This is a genomic window from Pantoea alfalfae (genome assembly GCF_019880205.1).
Classification (GTDB): domain Bacteria; phylum Pseudomonadota; class Gammaproteobacteria; order Enterobacterales; family Enterobacteriaceae; genus Pantoea; species Pantoea alfalfae.
The window spans coordinates 3,261,728-3,278,062 of the sequence record NZ_CP082292.1 but is presented as its reverse complement, the minus strand read 5'-3'; the positions used below and the strand labels follow the sequence as shown (position 1 = coordinate 3,278,062).

Annotated in this window: 13 protein-coding genes; 6 read left to right on the top strand and 7 right to left on the bottom strand. The window is 54.4% G+C overall.

The window, feature by feature from the left end:
* Nucleotides 1-72: 72 nt before the first annotated feature.
* Nucleotides 73-969, bottom strand: coding sequence for a carboxylating nicotinate-nucleotide diphosphorylase (gene nadC / locus K6R05_RS15485; RefSeq protein WP_222925501.1), 897 nt, complete (start codon nt 967-969; stop codon nt 73-75).
* Nucleotides 970-1,166: 197 nt separating this feature from the next.
* Between nadC and ampD the strand changes: the two genes are divergently transcribed.
* Together ampD and ampE are read left to right on the top strand one after the other, a co-directional pair.
* A complete protein-coding gene (gene ampD, locus K6R05_RS15480) occupies nt 1,167-1,718 on the top strand; it encodes a 1,6-anhydro-N-acetylmuramyl-L-alanine amidase AmpD (protein WP_161731595.1) in 552 nt (183 codons plus the stop codon).
* Between the two features lie 16 nt (nt 1,719-1,734).
* Nucleotides 1,735-2,589 carry a beta-lactamase regulator AmpE gene (ampE, locus tag K6R05_RS15475; RefSeq protein ID WP_161731593.1) on the top strand — a complete coding sequence of 285 codons (855 nt, stop codon included), beginning with the start codon at nt 1,735-1,737 and terminating at the stop codon, nt 2,587-2,589.
* On the opposite strand, the gene K6R05_RS15470 is transcribed toward ampE, so the two are convergent.
* From K6R05_RS15470 to aroP, 4 genes are all read right to left on the bottom strand, one after another.
* The gene (locus K6R05_RS15470) at nt 2,571-3,530 is read right to left on the bottom strand and encodes a glycoside hydrolase family 43 protein (protein ID WP_161731591.1); all 960 of its coding nucleotides are present in this window, start codon (nt 3,528-3,530) and stop codon (nt 2,571-2,573) included. The genes ampE and K6R05_RS15470 overlap by 19 nt on opposite strands.
* Nucleotides 3,527-4,939, bottom strand: coding sequence for a glycoside-pentoside-hexuronide (GPH):cation symporter (locus K6R05_RS15465; protein WP_161731589.1), 1,413 nt, complete (start codon nt 4,937-4,939; stop codon nt 3,527-3,529). Before K6R05_RS15465 ends, K6R05_RS15470 begins: the two co-directional genes overlap by 4 nt.
* Nucleotides 4,940-5,116: 177 nt before the next feature.
* Nucleotides 5,117-5,362 (bottom strand): hypothetical protein, encoded by a 246-nt coding sequence (locus K6R05_RS15460; RefSeq protein ID WP_222924547.1) that lies wholly within the window; start codon nt 5,360-5,362, stop codon nt 5,117-5,119.
* Nucleotides 5,363-5,486: 124 nt separating this feature from the next.
* Nucleotides 5,487-6,842 carry an aromatic amino acid transporter AroP gene (gene aroP, locus K6R05_RS15455; RefSeq protein WP_222924546.1) on the bottom strand — a complete coding sequence of 452 codons (1,356 nt, stop codon included), beginning with the start codon at nt 6,840-6,842 and terminating at the stop codon, nt 5,487-5,489.
* A gap of 515 nt (nt 6,843-7,357) precedes the next feature.
* On the opposite strand from aroP, the gene pdhR reads away from it, so the two are divergent.
* The 4 genes from pdhR (at nt 7,358) to lpdA (ending at nt 14,394) form a co-directional block, all read left to right on the top strand.
* The gene (gene pdhR / locus K6R05_RS15450; RefSeq protein WP_033731582.1) at nt 7,358-8,122 is read left to right on the top strand and encodes a pyruvate dehydrogenase complex transcriptional repressor PdhR; all 765 of its coding nucleotides are present in this window, start codon (nt 7,358-7,360) and stop codon (nt 8,120-8,122) included.
* 101 nt (nt 8,123-8,223) lie between these two features.
* On the top strand, nt 8,224-10,890 hold the full coding sequence (gene aceE / locus K6R05_RS15445; RefSeq protein ID WP_161731583.1) for a pyruvate dehydrogenase (acetyl-transferring), homodimeric type: 2,667 nt from the start codon (nt 8,224-8,226) through the stop codon (nt 10,888-10,890).
* Between the two features lie 14 nt (nt 10,891-10,904).
* Complete coding sequence (gene aceF, locus K6R05_RS15440; RefSeq protein WP_161731581.1) at nt 10,905-12,809, top strand: pyruvate dehydrogenase complex dihydrolipoyllysine-residue acetyltransferase; 1,905 nt, start codon at nt 10,905-10,907, stop codon at nt 12,807-12,809.
* Nucleotides 12,810-12,969: 160 nt separating this feature from the next.
* Nucleotides 12,970-14,394 (top strand): dihydrolipoyl dehydrogenase, encoded by a 1,425-nt coding sequence (gene lpdA, locus K6R05_RS15435; RefSeq protein ID WP_010253950.1) that lies wholly within the window; start codon nt 12,970-12,972, stop codon nt 14,392-14,394.
* A 262-nt stretch (nt 14,395-14,656) separates the two neighbouring features.
* On the opposite strand, the gene K6R05_RS15430 is transcribed toward lpdA, so the two are convergent.
* Complete coding sequence (locus K6R05_RS15430) at nt 14,657-15,292, bottom strand: hypothetical protein (RefSeq protein ID WP_222924545.1); 636 nt, start codon at nt 15,290-15,292, stop codon at nt 14,657-14,659.
* Nucleotides 15,293-15,434: 142 nt separating this feature from the next.
* Nucleotides 15,435-16,334 (bottom strand): LysR family transcriptional regulator, encoded by a 900-nt coding sequence (locus tag K6R05_RS15425; RefSeq protein WP_161731577.1) that lies wholly within the window; start codon nt 16,332-16,334, stop codon nt 15,435-15,437.
* Nucleotide 16,335: the final 1 nt, after the last annotated feature.

The window sequence follows — 16,335 nt, the reverse complement described above, 5'->3', positions numbered from 1 at the left end:
ACTTACAGCGCAGTCGAAACTGCGCCGGAAGCGGGATCGCAAAATCGCTGTATTGAGTGACGGCGAGGCAGGCTATTTTTGTTTAAAGCGCATCGAGAGATCCAGCGCCCGCACATGCTTGGTCAGCGCACCGACCGAGACGTAGTCCACGCCGGTCAGGGCGATCTGTGGCAGGGTGGTTTCGGTGACGTTGCCGGAGACCTCCAGCAGCGTCCGCCCCTGGTTGAGTTCGACGGCTTCACGCATCGCTTCCAGGCTGAAGTTATCCAGCATCACGATATCGGCTTCCGCTTCCAGCGCCTGACATAATTCCTCCAGCGATTCCACCTCAACTTCAACCGGCACATCGGGCTGCAGCCATTGCGCTCTTTCCACTGCCTGCTGAATCGAGCCGCTGGCAATAATATGGTTCTCTTTGATGAGATAAGCGTCAGAGAGACCCAGGCGATGATTGCTGCCTCCGCCGCACAGTACCGCATATTTCAGCGCAGTCCGCAGTCCGGGCAGGGTTTTACGCGTGTCCAGCAGTTGCGTCTGGCTTCCCGCCAGCAGCGCGACATAGCGGCTGACTTCGGTGGCAACGCCTGAGAGCGTCTGCACAAAATTAAGCGCCGTTCGCTCGGCGGTCAGCAGCAGCCGGGCAGGCCCCTCGATTTCAAACAGCAACTGGTCAGCCTCGATCTGATCACCATCTTCAACATGCCAGATCAGGGTCGCGTGCGAGCCGAGCTGAATGAAGACCTCTTCAACCCAGCGTTTACCACAGAAAACACCGGCTTCACGGGTGATGACCTGCGCATGGGCCTGGGTTTCAGCAGGTAACAGCTGCGCAGTAATGTCGCGTTCAGCGTCGATTTCACCACCGAGATCCTCTTTTAACGCCAGCGCAACCGCATCCGGAATGTCACTTTCACTACGTTTAATCAGTGCGTGACGGCGATTGTCGGGATCATAACCACGGGATGACATAGGCATTTTACTCCAGAAACAGAAAGGACAGAGGCGGTCACAATAGCCTGAACCGGCATCAGGTTCCAGCAACGGATGCTATTTTGTTTAGTATCCTTAACAATGGGCTATTTAATGTCACCGGACCGACACACTAAGAGGCAAGAATCCTTTATTATTCATGCTATTCTCAGCCTTGTGATATAAGGAAAAGCGGTATGAAAATCAAACAGGGCTGGCTGACCGGTGTGCGTCACGTGCCGTCAACACACTGCAATGAACGCCCTGACAATGAGGTGCCTTCACTGCTGGTGATCCACAATATCAGCCTGCCACCCGGTGAATTTGGCGGACCCTGGATCGACAGACTGTTTACCGGCACATTACCGCCTGATGCCCATCCCTATTTTGCGGATATCGCCGCGCTGAAAGTGGCAGCACACTGCCTGATTCGTCGTGACGGGGAGATCGTGCAGTATGTCCCTTTTGACAAACGCGCCTGGCATGCAGGCATTTCGCAGTTCGAAGGACGTGAGAACTGCAACGACTTCTCCATCGGTATTGAGCTGGAAGGAACTGACAGCGAGCCGTATAGCGAGGCGCAATATCGGGCCTTGCAGCAGGTCACGCAGTTACTGCTGCAACACTATCCGGTAACGCCTGCACGTATCACGGGGCACAGCGATATCGCGCCGGTACGCAAAACCGATCCCGGGCCTGCTTTTGACTGGGACTACTACAAACAGCTGTTAACGCAGCAAAAATCCTGATTTTTGCGGAGTCAGTATGACGTTGTTTACCTTGTTGTTGGTTTTAGGCTGGGAGCGCCTGTTTAAACTGGGCGAGCACTGGCAGCTCGAACACCGGCTGGAGCCGATTTTTCGCCATCGTCGCCATTACTCCATGATGCGTACTTTGCTGATGACCCTACTGGCAATGGCGCTGACCGCACTGGTGGTCTGGAGTCTGAAAGGATTGCTGTTTGGCGTGCTGCAGTTGCTGTTCTGGATTGTTGCCGGACTGCTCTGTATCGGTGCCGGCTCAGTGCGTCAGCACTACCATAACTATCTGAAGGCGGCCAGCCATGACGACGACGCGGCACATCAAGCGATGGCGGCTGAGCTGACGCTGATCCATGGTGTGCCGGTGGAGTGCAGCGAACGTGAGTTTCTGCGCGAGCTGCAAAATGCGCTGATCTGGATAAACTTCCGTTTCTATCTCGCCCCGATGTTCTGGCTGGTGGTGGGTGGCCCGTGGGGGCCGGTGCTGCTGGTGGGTTACGCGTTTCTGCGCGCCTGGCAAGGCTGGCTGGCAAAATTCGGCACACCAATGGCGCGAGCGCAATCAGGCGTGGATGCGATTCTGCATTTGCTCGACTGGATCCCGGTGCGGCTGGCGGGTGTCGCTTACGCGCTGCTGGGCCATGGCGAAAAAGCGCTGCCCGCCTGGTTTGCCTCGCTGACCGATCGTCACCGTTCTCAGTATCACGTGCTGACGACGCTGGCGCAGTTCTCACTGTCGCGCGATCCGCACACCGATAAAGTTGAAACGCCACGGGTGGCCGTGGCGTTAGCGAAACGGACTTCGCTGGTGCTGGTTGTTGCCGTCGCGTTGCTGACGATTTACGGCACGCTGGTGTAATCAGCAGGTGGCACGCCGAAATCAGGCGTGCCATCTTCCCGCCAGCTGAAATATTTCAGTCGGGTATGGCGGTTCGGATCCCATAACGGATCGCCTTCAATTTCAGTGTAGTTACGCGCGTGGTACACCAGTACGTCGCGTCCTGCCTCATCCTGGGTAAAACTGTTGTGGCCCGGCCCGTACTGGTGGTTGTCCCAGCTGGTCACAAATACCGGACGCGCTGATTTCTGCCAGGCTGCGACATCAAGCGGGTTGGCATTCGCGGCAATCGACAGTATCCCCAGACAGTAATTTTCATCGGTGGCGCTGGCGGAATAGGTCACAAACAGCCGATCGCCGTGACGGATAACCGCCGGTCCTTCATTAACGCTGAACCCTGCACACTCCCACTCATATTCCGGCCGGCTCAGCATTACGGGCGTACCTTTTAGCGTCCAGGGATTCAGCAGCTCATCCAGGTAGAGGTTAGAGTTGCCGGGAATCAGGGGATCTTTCTGCGCCCAGAGATACCAGTTTTTGCCCTGATGCACGAAGTGGGTTGCATCCAGTGAGAAGCTGTCCAGGTGGGTGAAGACCCTGCGGCAGGGCTGCCATTCGCCCTGCAACGGATCTGCCGCCTCACACACCAGCGCATACATCCGGTGCTGAAACAGTCCCTCTTTGATTTCGCGTGTGGGTGCTGCTGCGAAATAGATGACCCACTGTCCGTTAATGTAGTGCAGCTCAGGTGCCCAGATTAACTCGCTAAAGGGGCCGCTCTCGGGCTTGCGCCAGACGACCACCGGCTCGGCGCTGCGCAGGCCGGCCAGCGTCGTGGCGCGACGGATCTCCAGCCGGTCATACTCAGGCACCGATGCCACAAAGTAATAGTACTGTTCATGACGCAAAATAAAGGGGTCGGCACGCTGCTCGATAAAAGGATTCGGCAAGATTGCGGTCATTTAACATCTCCGGTTGGCGTGACAACACCGTCGCGCAGGCGAACAGTGTGTAACTCATGGAAGTTTTCGCGGCGCAGCGCGAGATCCTGCTGGATGGTAATCATCATTTTGCGGTCGACCTTCATCAGTCGTACCACACCTGCGGTAATCAGATAGCCGACGCCAGGAATAATGGTGAAGAGCAGCATGATGCCGTTAATCGCCTCAGGTGACTGCTGCTTAGCGCCCGCATTGTAGCCATAGATCGACAGCAGAAAGCCGACCATCGCACCGGCCACTGCCAGCCCTACCTTAAGGAAAAAGAGGTTGCCGGAAAAGCTGATACCGGTAATGCGTTTGCCGGTTTTCCATTCGCCGTAGTCATCCACATCGGCCATCAGTGACCAGTGCAGCGGAGAGGGGATTTGATGCAGAATGTTCAGCACAAAATAGGCGACCACCACCATCACGGTAGCGTGGGGATCGATCCAGTAGAAGGCGCTGGAAAAAAGGGCCAGTGCGATATTGGTCCAGAAGAAGACTTTGAGTTTGCACCAGCGATCGGTGAGCAGTTTTGCCAGCGTGCTGCCGACCATCATGCCAATGACTCCCAGGCTGATAAACAGCGTGGCAAAGTGCGTTGACTGGCCCATGACCCAGGTCACGTAATACATGGTGGCCGCCATGCGGATGAAGCCAGGGCAGACGTTACAGAAGGTGAGCAGCAGAATGCGCACCCACTGGTCATTTTTCCAGACATCACGCAGGTCTTTCTTCAGATCATCATTACTCGGCACGGCCGGGCGGATACGTTCACGTACCGTGGCAAAGCAGAACAGAAACATTGCCAGGCCAATGGTTGCCAGTACCGCCATCGCCATCTGGTAGCCGCGCGCTTTGTCTTCGCCACCGAACCACTCTGCCATCGGCAGCAGGGACAGAGAGAGTATCAGCGTGGCGATGCCGACCATGACAAAGCGATAAGACTGACAGGAGACACGCTCACCGGGGTCGTTGGTAATCACGCCGCCCAGAGAACAGTAAGGAATGTTAATCGCTGTGTAAGTTAGCGACATCAGGAAATAGGTGACGAAGGCCCAGATCACCTTGTTGTGGTAAGTCCAGTCGGGCGTGGTGAACATCAGTACGCTGAAGACCACATAGGGCACGGAAACCCACAGCAGCCAGGGACGAAAACGGCCCCAGCGACTCTGGGTGCGATCGGCGATGGCACCCATAATCGGATCGGTGACTGCATCGAGCACCCTGACCGAGAGCAACAGGGTCCCCACCAGCGCCGGAGCCAGCCCGAAAACATCGGTATAGAAGTAGTTCAGGAACAACATGATGGCACCGCCAATCATGTTGCATCCGGCATCGCCCATGCCATAACCCAGCTTTTCTTTAAATGAGAGTGCTGCGGGCTTCATTTTGCTTCTCCTGCAAACCGTGAAGCCAGTGATTATTAGGGTCGAAGCCGTCTGTGACGCAGCAGCAATTGGTTACAAAGATGGACAAAACAGGCGGGCGCAAAAAAATGTGAACTGGTACGCACCAGCGAGCCAGTTCACATTAGTTTATAGAGGGTATTTTTAACGAAAGGGTGTTTACGCAGCGCTTTTGTTCTGGCCTTCAACCAGTCCGCCAACGAAGCTGCCGAGCCAGCCACCAATATTGCCAAAGAGAGTGCTGGCAACAGAACCTACTAAACCGGAAATAAATGGCACCGGGATCAGGGAGCCGAGTATGTTACCGATTAATGAACCGGCCTGCTTACCCACGGTGGTAGTAATATCCTGAATCATGCCACAGCCACTTACGGCCAAAATTTCTGATGGTGCGAGTTCCCGCATAATAATTTTTTCCTTAATCAGGTTAGAAGCAGGAAAAAATTACCATCTCAAGCCAGTAATAAAAATAGTAATAGAGCTAAAGTGGCCGGTGCGCCTGACAGCGCGCACCGGATGAGCAAAAAGATCAGGCTTTCTGCGTCTGGTTCTTAATAAAGTAACCAATACCCAGAATGACCAGCCAGACCGGGATAAGCCAGACAGAGATCGCCATGCCCGGCGTGGTCACCATCAGCACCAGAATCGCCGCCAGGAAGACCAGGCAAATCCAGTTACCCGCCGGATAGAGCAGCGCTTTGAAGCGGGTGGTGACGCCCTGCTGATCTTTCTTACGACGGAACTTGAGGTGCGCCAGGCTGATCATTGCCCAGTTGATCACCAGCGCGGAGACGACCAGCGACATCAGCAGGCCAAACGCTTCGCCCGGCATCAGGTAGTTGATCAGCACGCACAGTGCAGTGGCAACAGCCGAGACCAGAATCGTTAACACCGGCACACCGCGACGATCGACTTTCAGCAGCGCTTTCGGCGCATTGCCCTGCTGTGCCAGACCAAACAGCATACGGCTGTTGCAGTAAACGCAGCTGTTATAGACCGACAGGGCCGCCGTCAGGATCACCACGTTCAGCGCATTCGCCACCATGGCATCGCCCAGCTCGTGGAAGATAAAGACAAACGGGCTGACTTCTGACGTGACACGACTCCACGGCATCAGAGACAGCAGCACTGCCAACGAACCAATGTAGAAAATCAGGATACGCCACAGCACCTGGTTAGTTGCTTTTGGAATGCTCACTTCCGGGTTATCAGCCTCTGCTGCGGTGATACCTACCAGCTCCAGTCCGCCGAACGAGAACATGATAATTGCCATGACCGCGACGAGACCGCCGATGCCATGCGGGAAAAAGCCGCCCTGTTCCCACAGGTTGCGCACGGTCGCCTGCGGACCCGCGTGACCGCTGAACAGCAGCCAGCCACCAAACAGGATCATGCCGATGACCGCGACCACTTTAATAATGGCGAACCAGAACTCCATCTCACCGAACACTTTCACGTTGGTCAGGTTGATGGCGTTGATCATCACGAAGAAGATGGCGGCTGAGGCCCAGGTAGGAAAGTCTGGCCACCAGAACTGGATATATTTACCAACGGCAGTAAGTTCTGCCATGGCAACCAGTACGTAAAGGACCCAGTAGTTCCAGCCTGAGGCGAACCCGGCAAAGTTGCCCCAGTATTTATACGCGAAGTGGCTGAAGCTGCCGGCGACCGGCTCTTCCACCACCATTTCACCCAGCTGACGCATGATTAAAAAGGCAATAAAACCGGCAATCGCATAGCCCAGAATAACGGCCGGTCCGGCGGATTCAATGACCGATGCGCTGCCCAGAAACAGCCCGGTTCCCACTGCACCACCCAGCGCGATGAGCTGAATATGGCGGTTCTTAAGACCACGTTTCAGCGCTTCGCCTTGCTGTTGTTCCATACAAACCTCGTGATGTTTTTATTCTTCGTTCGCAGCGCAGTCCGCTGTAATGAAGTAGTTACAATAACGTATTGATTATTTTACGGTATCCGGCGTGCTGAATGCTGCCATCTGCTACCCTGGCGACAAGAATAGTGATAAGCGAATCGCTTTGCACCTGCTTTCGCCTTTCGTGCTGAGAGTTGACTGAAAAAACGCCGTCCTGGTCACGTCTGCCCACAGCAACTTCTGCCATGAAATGCCGTTAATGACGAATAGGTTTCACTTATGCCTGCCGCTGCGCTAACGCGCTAAGCGGGTGTAAGGTTTGGTAAAAGTGAAATTATTTAACATTTGTGGCAACGCGAATTTTTCATTTTTTTAACCGCAAGTTAGCGCCAGCACAGGCTTTGGGGGCAGGTTAATGTCGCAGACACCATATAGACACAAGGTGAATACTTTGTTACTTTACCGGCACCTCTTTGCAATTGGTATTACCAATTTACTCCGGACGATTGGCTTAATAAGAAGGGACGATGGCTTACAGTAAGATTCGCCAACCTAAGCTCTCCGACGCTATCGAGCAACAGCTCGAATCGCTGATTATGGAAGGGACCCTGCGTCCGGGAGAGAAGCTGCTGCCTGAGCGCGAACTCGCTAAACAATTCGATGTCTCACGTCCGTCCCTCCGCGAAGCGATCCAGCGCTTAGAAGCCAAAGGATTATTGCTGCGCCGACAGGGTGGCGGAACATTTGTACAGGAGCATCTCTGGCAAAGCATGAGCGATCCCCTCGTTGAGCTTCTCGCCGACCATCCGGAATCACAGTTTGATCTGCTGGAAACGCGCCATGCCTTAGAGGGCATCGCGGCTTATTACGCGGCACTGCGCGGCACAGAGGAAGACCTGCTGCGCATTCGCGACTGCCATGTGAATATCCAGCAGGCGCAGGACAGCGGCGACTTAGACGCCGAAGCGGACGCAGTGATGCAGTATCAGATCGCTGTCACAGAAGCGGCCCATAATGTTGTGCTTTTACATTTGCTACGCTCAATGGGCCCTATGCTGGAACAAAACGTCCGTCAGAATTTCGAATTGCTCTACTCGCGCCGGGAAATGCTGGCAAAAGTGAGCGGTCACCGCGCCAGAATCTTTGAGGCGATTGTGGCCCGTGAGCCAGAAAAAGCGCGCGAGGCTTCACACCGTCACCTGGCGTTCATAGAGGAAATCTTGCTGGACAGAAGTCGGGAGCAGAGCCGTCGGGAACGCTCCCTGCGTCGTTTACAGCAACGTAAGGAATAACGTGCGACAAAGATCGTACTGACATCAGACGAGCCTGCCGGCATCTGCTTTAACAGGCTCCCGATTATTCAACGTATTAGACACAGATAAGGAACACACCCATGTCAGAACGTTTACACAATGACGTGGATCCGATTGAAACTCGTGACTGGCTACAGGCGATCGAATCGGTCATCCGTGAAGAAGGTGTTGAACGTGCACAGTATCTGATTGATCAGGTACTGGGTGCAGCCCGCAAAGGCGGCGTAAAAGTGGCTGCAGGTTCGTCTGCAATCAGCAACTATATCAACTCTATTGCCGTTGAAGATGAACCCGATTATCCGGGCAACACCTCTCTTGAACGTCGTATCCGTTCCGCAATCCGCTGGAACGCCATCATGTCGGTGCTGCGCGCGTCGAAGAAAGATCTGGAACTCGGTGGCCACATGTCCTCCTTCCAGTCTTCTGCGACGATTTATGAAGTGTGCTTCAACCACTTCTTCCGCGCGCGCAGTGAGAAGGATGGCGGCGATCTGGTCTATTTCCAGGGCCACATCTCTCCGGGTATCTATGCCCGTGCGTTCCTTGAAGGTCGCCTGACCGAAGATCAGATGAACAACTTCCGTCAGGAAGTTGATGGCAAAGGCCTCTCTTCTTATCCGCACCCGAAATTAATGCCGGAGTTCTGGCAGTTCCCGACCGTATCAATGGGTCTGGGTCCATTGTCAGCGATCTATCAGGCGAAGTTCCTGAAGTATCTGGAACACCGTGGCCTGAAAGACACCTCTGCCCAGACCGTTTACGCCTTCCTGGGTGACGGTGAGATGGATGAGCCGGAATCAAAAGGTGCGATCACCATCGCCACCCGTGAAAAACTGGATAACCTGGTCTTCATTATCAACTGCAACCTGCAGCGTCTGGATGGCCCGGTAACCGGTAATGGCAAGATCATCAACGAGCTGGAAGGCATCTTTGCCGGTGCTGGCTGGGAAGTGATCAAGGTCATCTGGGGCGGTCGCTGGGACGAGCTGCTGCGCAAAGATACCAGCGGTAAGCTGATTCAGCTGATGAACGAAACCGTTGACGGTGACTACCAGACCTTCAAATCCCGTGATGGTGCCTACGTGCGTGAGCACTTCTTTGGCAAGTATCCGGAAACCGCGGCGCTGGTTAAAGATATGTCCGATGATGAAATCTGGGCATTGAACCGTGGCGGCCACGATCCGAAGAAAATCTATGCGGCACTGAAAAAAGCGCAGGATACCAAAGGCAAGCCAGTACTGATCCTGGCGCATACCATCAAAGGTTATGGTATGGGCGACACCGCGGAAGGCAAAAACATTGCCCACCAGGTGAAGAAGATGAACATGGATGGCGTACGCTATATCCGTGATCGCTTTAACGTGCCGGTTGCTGACGATAAAATCGAAGAACTGCCGTACGTCACCTTTGAGAAAGGCTCAGAAGAGCATACTTATCTGCACGGTCAGCGTGAGAAGTTAGGCGGTTACCTGCCAACGCGTCAGCCGAAGTTCACTGAAAAGCTGGAAATGCCAGCACTCGAAGAGTTCAGTGCGCTGCTGGATGAGCAGAACAAAGAGATCTCGACCACTATCGCCTTTGTGCGTGCCCTGAACGTGATGCTGAAGAACAAGTCGATCAAAGATCGTCTGGTTCCGATCCTCGCCGATGAAGCGCGTACCTTTGGTATGGAAGGTCTGTTCCGTCAGATCGGTATCTACAGCCCGAACGGTCAGCAGTATACCCCGCAGGACCGCGAGCAGGTTGCCTACTACAAAGAAGACGAGAAAGGCCAGATTTTGCAGGAAGGGATCAACGAGCTGGGCGCAGGTTCATCCTGGCTGGCTGCGGCGACCTCATACAGCACCAACAACCTGCCGATGATCCCGTTCTACATCTATTACTCGATGTTCGGCTTCCAGCGTATTGGCGATCTGATGTGGCTGGCGGGCGACCAGCAGGCGCGCGGCTTCCTGGTCGGCGGTACCTCAGGCCGTACGACGCTGAACGGCGAAGGTCTGCAGCATGAAGATGGTCACAGCCATATTCAGTCTCTGACTATCCCGAACTGTATCTCTTACGATCCATCTTACGCTTATGAAGTCGCAGTCATCATGCATGACGGTCTGGTGCGTATGTATGGCGAAGCGCAGGAGAACGTTTACTACTACATCACCACGCTGAATGAAAACTACCATATGCCAGCAATGCCGCAGGGCGTTGAAGAAGGTATCCGTAAGGGTATCTATAAGCTGGAAACGGTAGAAGGCAGCAAAGGTAAAGTGCAGCTGCTGGGCTCAGGTTCTATCCTGCGTCACGTGCGTGAAGCTGCGCAGATCCTGGCGAAAGATTACGGTATCGGCTCTGATGTCTACAGCGTGACCTCGTTCACCGAGCTGGCGCGTGATGGCCAGGATTGTGAGCGCTGGAACATGCTGCATCCGACTGAAGAAGCGCGCGTACCTTACATCGCTCAGGTGATGAACGACGCACCCGCTGTTGCTTCAACCGACTACATGAAACTGTTCGCTGAGCAGGTTCGTAGCTATGTCCCGGCCAGCGATTATCGCGTACTGGGTACCGATGGCTTTGGTCGCTCTGACAGCCGTGAGAATCTGCGTCATCACTTCGAAGTGGATGCATCTTATGTGGTGGTTGCCGCGCTGGGTGAGCTGGCTAAACGCGGCGAGATCGAGAAGAAAGTGGTGGCCGATGCGATCACCAAATTCAATATCGATGCCGATAAAGTTAACCCGCGTCTGGCTTAAGAGGTAATAGAGTAATGGCTATCGAAATTAAGGTACCGGATATCGGGTCTGACGAAGTTGAAGTCACCGAGATTCTGGTGAAAGTTGGCGACAAGGTGGAAGCCGAGCAGTCGCTGATCACCGTGGAAGGCGACAAAGCCTCAATGGAAGTGCCGTCGCCACAGGCTGGCGTAGTGAAAGAGATTAAGATCTCTACCGGTGACAAAGTTGAGACCGGCTCACTGATCATGGTGTTTGATGCTGAAGGCGCTGCGGAAGCAGCACCAGCACCGGCCGCAGAGAAAAAAGCGGACGCGGCGCCTGCGCCAGCCGCTGCTGCGGCGACGGCCAGCAAAGAAGTGGCTGTGCCGGATATCGGCGGTGATGAAGTCGAAGTCACTGAGATTCTGGTGAAGGTTGGCGACAAAGTTGAAGCCGAGCAGTCACTGATTGTGGTGGAAGGTGATAAAGCCTCAATGGAAGTTCCGGCTCCGTTCGCGGGTGTGGTCAAAGAGATCACCATTGCGACCGGCGACAAAGTCAGCACCGGTTCAGCCATCATGGTCTTTGAAGCAGAAGGCGCAGCACCGGCCTCTGATGCGAAGCCAGAAGTGAAAGAAGAAGCAGCATCGGCACCCGCTGCTGCTGCAGGCGCAAAAGAGGTCAACGTTCCGGATATCGGCGGTGATGAAGTCGAAGTTACCGAGATCCTGGTCAAAGTTGGCGACAAAGTTGAGGCTGAGCAGTCACTGATCGTGGTTGAAGGCGACAAAGCCTCAATGGAAGTCCCTGCGCCGTTTGCAGGTACTGTCAAAGAGCTGAAAGTCGCCACGGGCGATAAAGTCAGCACCGGCTCACTGATCATGGTGTTCGAAGTCGAAGGTGCTGCTCCGGCCGCCCCTGCGGCCGCGAAACAGGACGCCGCTCCGGCGCCTGCTGCGAAATCTGAGGCTAAGCCAGCCGCCGCGGCGCCAGCAGCCAAAGCCAACAGCAAAGGTGAGTTCGCAGAGAACGACGCTTACGTTCACGCGACCCCGGTGATCCGTCGCCTGGCGCGCGAGTTCGGTGTTAACCTGGCGAAAGTCAAAGGCACCGGCCGTAAAGGTCGCATTCTGAAAGAAGACGTGCAGACTTACGTGAAAGAGGCCGTGAAACGCGCTGAAGCAGCGCCTGCTGCGGCAAGCGGCGGTGGTCTGCCGGGCATGCTGCCATGGCCGAAAGTTGATTTCAGTAAGTTTGGCGAAATCGAAGAAGTCGAACTGGGTCGTATCCAGAAAATTTCTGGCGCGAACCTGAGCCGTAACTGGGTGATGATCCCGCACGTTACGCATTTCGACAAAACCGATATCACCGATCTGGAAGCGTTCCGTAAGCAGCAGAATGCTGAAGCAGAGAAGCGTAAGCTGGATGTGAAATACACGCCTGTCGTGTTCATCATGAAAGCGGTCGCGGCGGCGCTTGAGCAGATGCCACGCTTCAACAGCTCGCTGTCTGAAGATGCGCAGAAACTGACGCTGAAGAAATATATCAACATCGGTGTGGCGGTTGATACGCCAAACGGCCTGGTTGTTCCGGTCTTCAAAGACGTGAACAAGAAAGGCATCACCGAGCTGTCGCGTGAACTGATGGCAATTTCGAAGAAAGCGCGTGACGGTAAGCTGACAGCGGGCGACATGCAGGGCGGATGTTTCACCATCTCCAGCCTGGGCGGCCTGGGTACCACACACTTCGCGCCGATCGTTAACGCGCCGGAAGTGGCTATCCTGGGTGTCTCTAAATCGGCGATGGAGCCGGTGTGGAATGGTAAAGAGTTTACGCCGCGTCTGATGATGCCGATTTCTCTCTCCTTCGACCACCGCGTGATCGACGGTGCTGATGGTGCGCGATTCATCACCATTATCGGCAATATGTTGTCTGACATTCGTCGTTTAGTTATGTAAATGTGAAGAAGGCCGGCGGATGCCGGCCTTCCTTTAACGATTCGTCGCGCCGCTGTTGGCAGTTTGTTAACAATTCTGTAAACTCTTGCGGTGAAAGTCCCGGTGGAACAAGGGCATTATAAGAACGTCTGACCCGCCGGATATCAATTAAGAGGTCATGATGAGTACAGAGATTAAAACCCAGGTCGTGGTACTTGGGGCAGGTCCTGCAGGTTACTCTGCAGCCTTCCGTTGTGCGGATTTAGGTCTGGAAACCGTACTGGTAGAGCGTTACAGCACCCTCGGTGGTGTTTGTCTGAACGTCGGTTGTATCCCATCTAAAGCGCTGCTGCACGTTGCTAAAGTGATTGAAGAGGCAAAAGCCCTTGAAGAGCACGGCATTGTGTTTGGCCAGCCATCTACTGATATCAACAAGATTCGCAGCTGGAAAGAGAAGGTTATCAACCAGTTGACTGGCGGCCTGTCAGGTATGGCAAAAGGTCGTAAAGTCACCGTGGTGAATGGCCTGGGCAAATTCACCGGTGCTAACACCCTGGTGGTTGAAGGAGAAGGCGGCGCGACCACCATCAACTTCGATAATGCTATCATCGCTGCGGGTTCACGCCCAATCGAACTGCCATTCATTCCACATGAAGATCCACGCGTCTGGGACTCTACCGATGCGCTGGAACTGAAAGAAGTGCCGAAGCGTCTGCTGGTCATGGGCGGCGGTATCATCGGTCTGGAAATGGCGACGGTCTATCACGCGCTGGGTTCAGAGATCGATGTGGTTGAGATGTTCGACCAGGTTATCCCGGCTGCGGATAAAGACGTGGTGAAAGTCTTTACCAAGAAAATCAGCAAGAAATTTAACCTGATGCTGGAAACTAAAGTGACCGCCGTTGAAGCAAAAGACGATGGCATTTACGTTTCAATGGAAGGCAAAAAAGCACCAGGCGAAGCGCAGCGTTATGACGCGGTGCTGGTTGCTATCGGTCGTGTGCCGAACGGTAAAGGTCTGGATGCCGGTAAAGCGGGCGTGGAAGTGGACGATCGCGGCTTCATCCGCGTCGATAAACAGATGCGCACCAACGTGCCACACATCTATGCTATCGGCGACATCGTCGGTCAGCCAATGCTGGCGCACAAAGGCGTGCATGAAGGCCACGTAGCGGCTGAAGTGATCTCTGGTCTGAAGCACTACTTCGATCCGAAAGTGATCCCTTCAATTGCCTATACTGAGCCAGAAGTTGCCTGGGTCGGTCTGACCGAGAAAGAAGCGAAAGAGAAGGGCATCAGCTACGAGACCTCCACCTTCCCGTGGGCTGCCTCAGGCCGTGCTATCGCTTCTGATTGTGCAGACGGCATGACCAAGCTGATTTTCGACAAAGAGACGCACCGTATTATCGGTGGCGCGATTGTCGGTACTAACGGCGGCGAGCTGTTAGGCGAAATCGGTCTGGCGATTGAGATGGGTTGTGATGCGGAAGATATTGCGCTGACCATCCATGCTCACCCGACCCTGCATGAGTCAGTCGGTCTGGCTGCAGAAATCTTCGAAGGTAGCATCACCGATCTGCCTAACGCGAAAGCGAAGAAGAAGTAAGTTTCTGCTGCTGCAAAGAGAAAGCTCCCGTTATGGGGGCTTTTTTTTCGCTGTCATTTTGATCATAAGTGTCAGTAGATTCTGCCATTCATTCCTCTGACAGACACGTTAGGCCGAGGGAAAATCGCCCGGAATCGCACTTCAATATTACTGATATTCAGCCTTTGTGCTGCCGGACTAGCAATGACAGTAAGCCGTTAACCCCTGACGTGCGAGGCGGTGTGTCAAAAAGCCCGGCAGGGGATGTGGGGCATCAGAACGGCTATATAGATTTAAGAGAAGGCATGTTACCTGCCAGAAATGTGCGGATGGCATTATCGATGACTTCACGCGTCAGCTCTGACTCTGCGACGATAATTTGCAGACCAATACCACTACGATAGCCGTGCTGGATGCGATAACCAGGGGTGATTACGGGTGGGGTGTCGCGGAGAATATCTGCCACGCGCTTGTTAATGTAATCATGATATGTCATCCCGCCGAACTGGGGATAAGCAACGCGGGTGCGTTTGACCTGCTTATAGCTGACAATCTTTCCTTTCGCGTCATAGCTGGACACTGTCTCTAAACGGAATTCATCCTCCAGTTGGGTCTGGTCAAGCATTGCAGTGGCCTCATTGAGTACCCGGTTTTCGATGATATCCATGCGAGCGACATCAGCAGTAACGATCTCAGCGTTCCAATAGATGGTGGGATCTTGATCATCCAGGAAAAGTACATCACTCCAGGTCCAGACCCAGCCCGCCGCAATAGCCTCTGCGTTTTCAGAATCACAATCATCGTAATGTAGCCCACCGCAGCGCTCACGCTCGCGATGGATAAGATTTTTGATGTGCTGAACACGCGTGCGACGGTGGCGGCGGGAAAGTGAGGTGAAAGGCTTGAATTTGCGGGTCATGGATTACTCTGCGCAATTTATGCTGGGAGGAATCCAGCCCCGCAGTTTAGCGAAAGGAAATGATGAGAGCTAGCGAAATAGCGGGGTTATAAGGAGCGAGCGGCCAGAAAGAGCTGCTGTACGCGTGCCCTTCGATTTACGTTCAGCGACGCACTTCCCACGCCGCCACCCGTTCAACAAACATCTGCGCCAGTTCAGCAATAGCGCTGTTGCCGGGCAGCCTCTCTTCATTGATGTACATCACCAGCGTACTACTGCGCCGGCGACCCTGGAGCAGCGGCAGGGGACGGAGTTCACCGCTCTCTAAGAGCCCCGCGATATTCTGTTCCGGCAGCCAGCCATAGCCTAGCTGGTGCTGGACCGCTTCAATTGCTGCCGACAGGGTAGTGAATGACCAGTTTTCTGCCTGATCGCCACTCACCTCTGACTGCTGCTGTTGCTGGCGATCCAGAATGGTAATACAGGGCCAGCGCGCCAGTGTGGCAGCATTAAGCGGGGCAGGTTCACTGTGCAGCGGGTGATGGCGATGCGCCACGGCAACGAAATCGACGCTCATCAGGCTTTCGCCAGCCAATGGTTCAGCGCCATATTGCGCCACCAGCCAGAGATCGGCCTGTTGTTCCGCCAGCCTGTCTGGCGTTTCGCTGCGGACAATTTCGCTGAACCAGATGCGCACATGTGGATAGCGTTGCTGAAATATATTGAGCACGTCAAACAGCAGAGGTTTAGGAAAAGTAGCATCTACCATTAAATCAATGCGCGAACGCTCACCCCGTCGCAGGGCACTGGCCTTAGCTTCGAGCGCGCTAAATCCTTCCAGCAGTGGACGTACCTGCGCAAGTAACTGATGTCCTTCAGCACTCAGAACGGCACGGCGTCCCACCTGCTCCAGCAGTTCCATGTCCAGCCGTTGTTGAAGCAGACCCAGCTGATAGCTTAATGAGGACTGGCTACGATTATTTTTCTCCGCTGCCAGCGCAAAACTCCCTTCCTTTACGACGGCGTCGAGCAGATACCACTGTTCCAGCGTTGTTTTGTACATG

Excerpts from the sequence above, each read along its gene's own strand:
- K6R05_RS15430 (WP_222924545.1), bottom strand. The coding sequence starts at position 15,292 with ATGACCCGCAAATTCAAGCCTTTCACCTCACTTTCCCGCCGCCACCGT.
- nadC (WP_222925501.1), bottom strand. The coding sequence starts at position 969 with ATGTCATCCCGTGGTTATGATCCCGACAATCGCCGTCACGCACTGATT.
- pdhR (WP_033731582.1), top strand. The coding sequence starts at position 7,358 with ATGGCTTACAGTAAGATTCGCCAACCTAAGCTCTCCGACGCTATCGAG.
- K6R05_RS15465 (WP_161731589.1), bottom strand. The coding sequence starts at position 4,939 with ATGAAGCCCGCAGCACTCTCATTTAAAGAAAAGCTGGGTTATGGCATG.
- lpdA (WP_010253950.1), top strand. The coding sequence starts at position 12,970 with ATGAGTACAGAGATTAAAACCCAGGTCGTGGTACTTGGGGCAGGTCCT.
- ampE (WP_161731593.1), top strand. The coding sequence starts at position 1,735 with ATGACGTTGTTTACCTTGTTGTTGGTTTTAGGCTGGGAGCGCCTGTTT.
- aceE (WP_161731583.1), top strand. The coding sequence starts at position 8,224 with ATGTCAGAACGTTTACACAATGACGTGGATCCGATTGAAACTCGTGAC.
- aceF (WP_161731581.1), top strand. The coding sequence starts at position 10,905 with ATGGCTATCGAAATTAAGGTACCGGATATCGGGTCTGACGAAGTTGAA.
- K6R05_RS15460 (WP_222924547.1), bottom strand. The coding sequence starts at position 5,362 with ATGCGGGAACTCGCACCATCAGAAATTTTGGCCGTAAGTGGCTGTGGC.
- ampD (WP_161731595.1), top strand. The coding sequence starts at position 1,167 with ATGAAAATCAAACAGGGCTGGCTGACCGGTGTGCGTCACGTGCCGTCA.
- K6R05_RS15425 (WP_161731577.1), bottom strand. The coding sequence starts at position 16,334 with ATGTACAAAACAACGCTGGAACAGTGGTATCTGCTCGACGCCGTCGTA.
- aroP (WP_222924546.1), bottom strand. The coding sequence starts at position 6,842 with ATGGAACAACAGCAAGGCGAAGCGCTGAAACGTGGTCTTAAGAACCGC.
- K6R05_RS15470 (WP_161731591.1), bottom strand. The coding sequence starts at position 3,530 with ATGACCGCAATCTTGCCGAATCCTTTTATCGAGCAGCGTGCCGACCCC.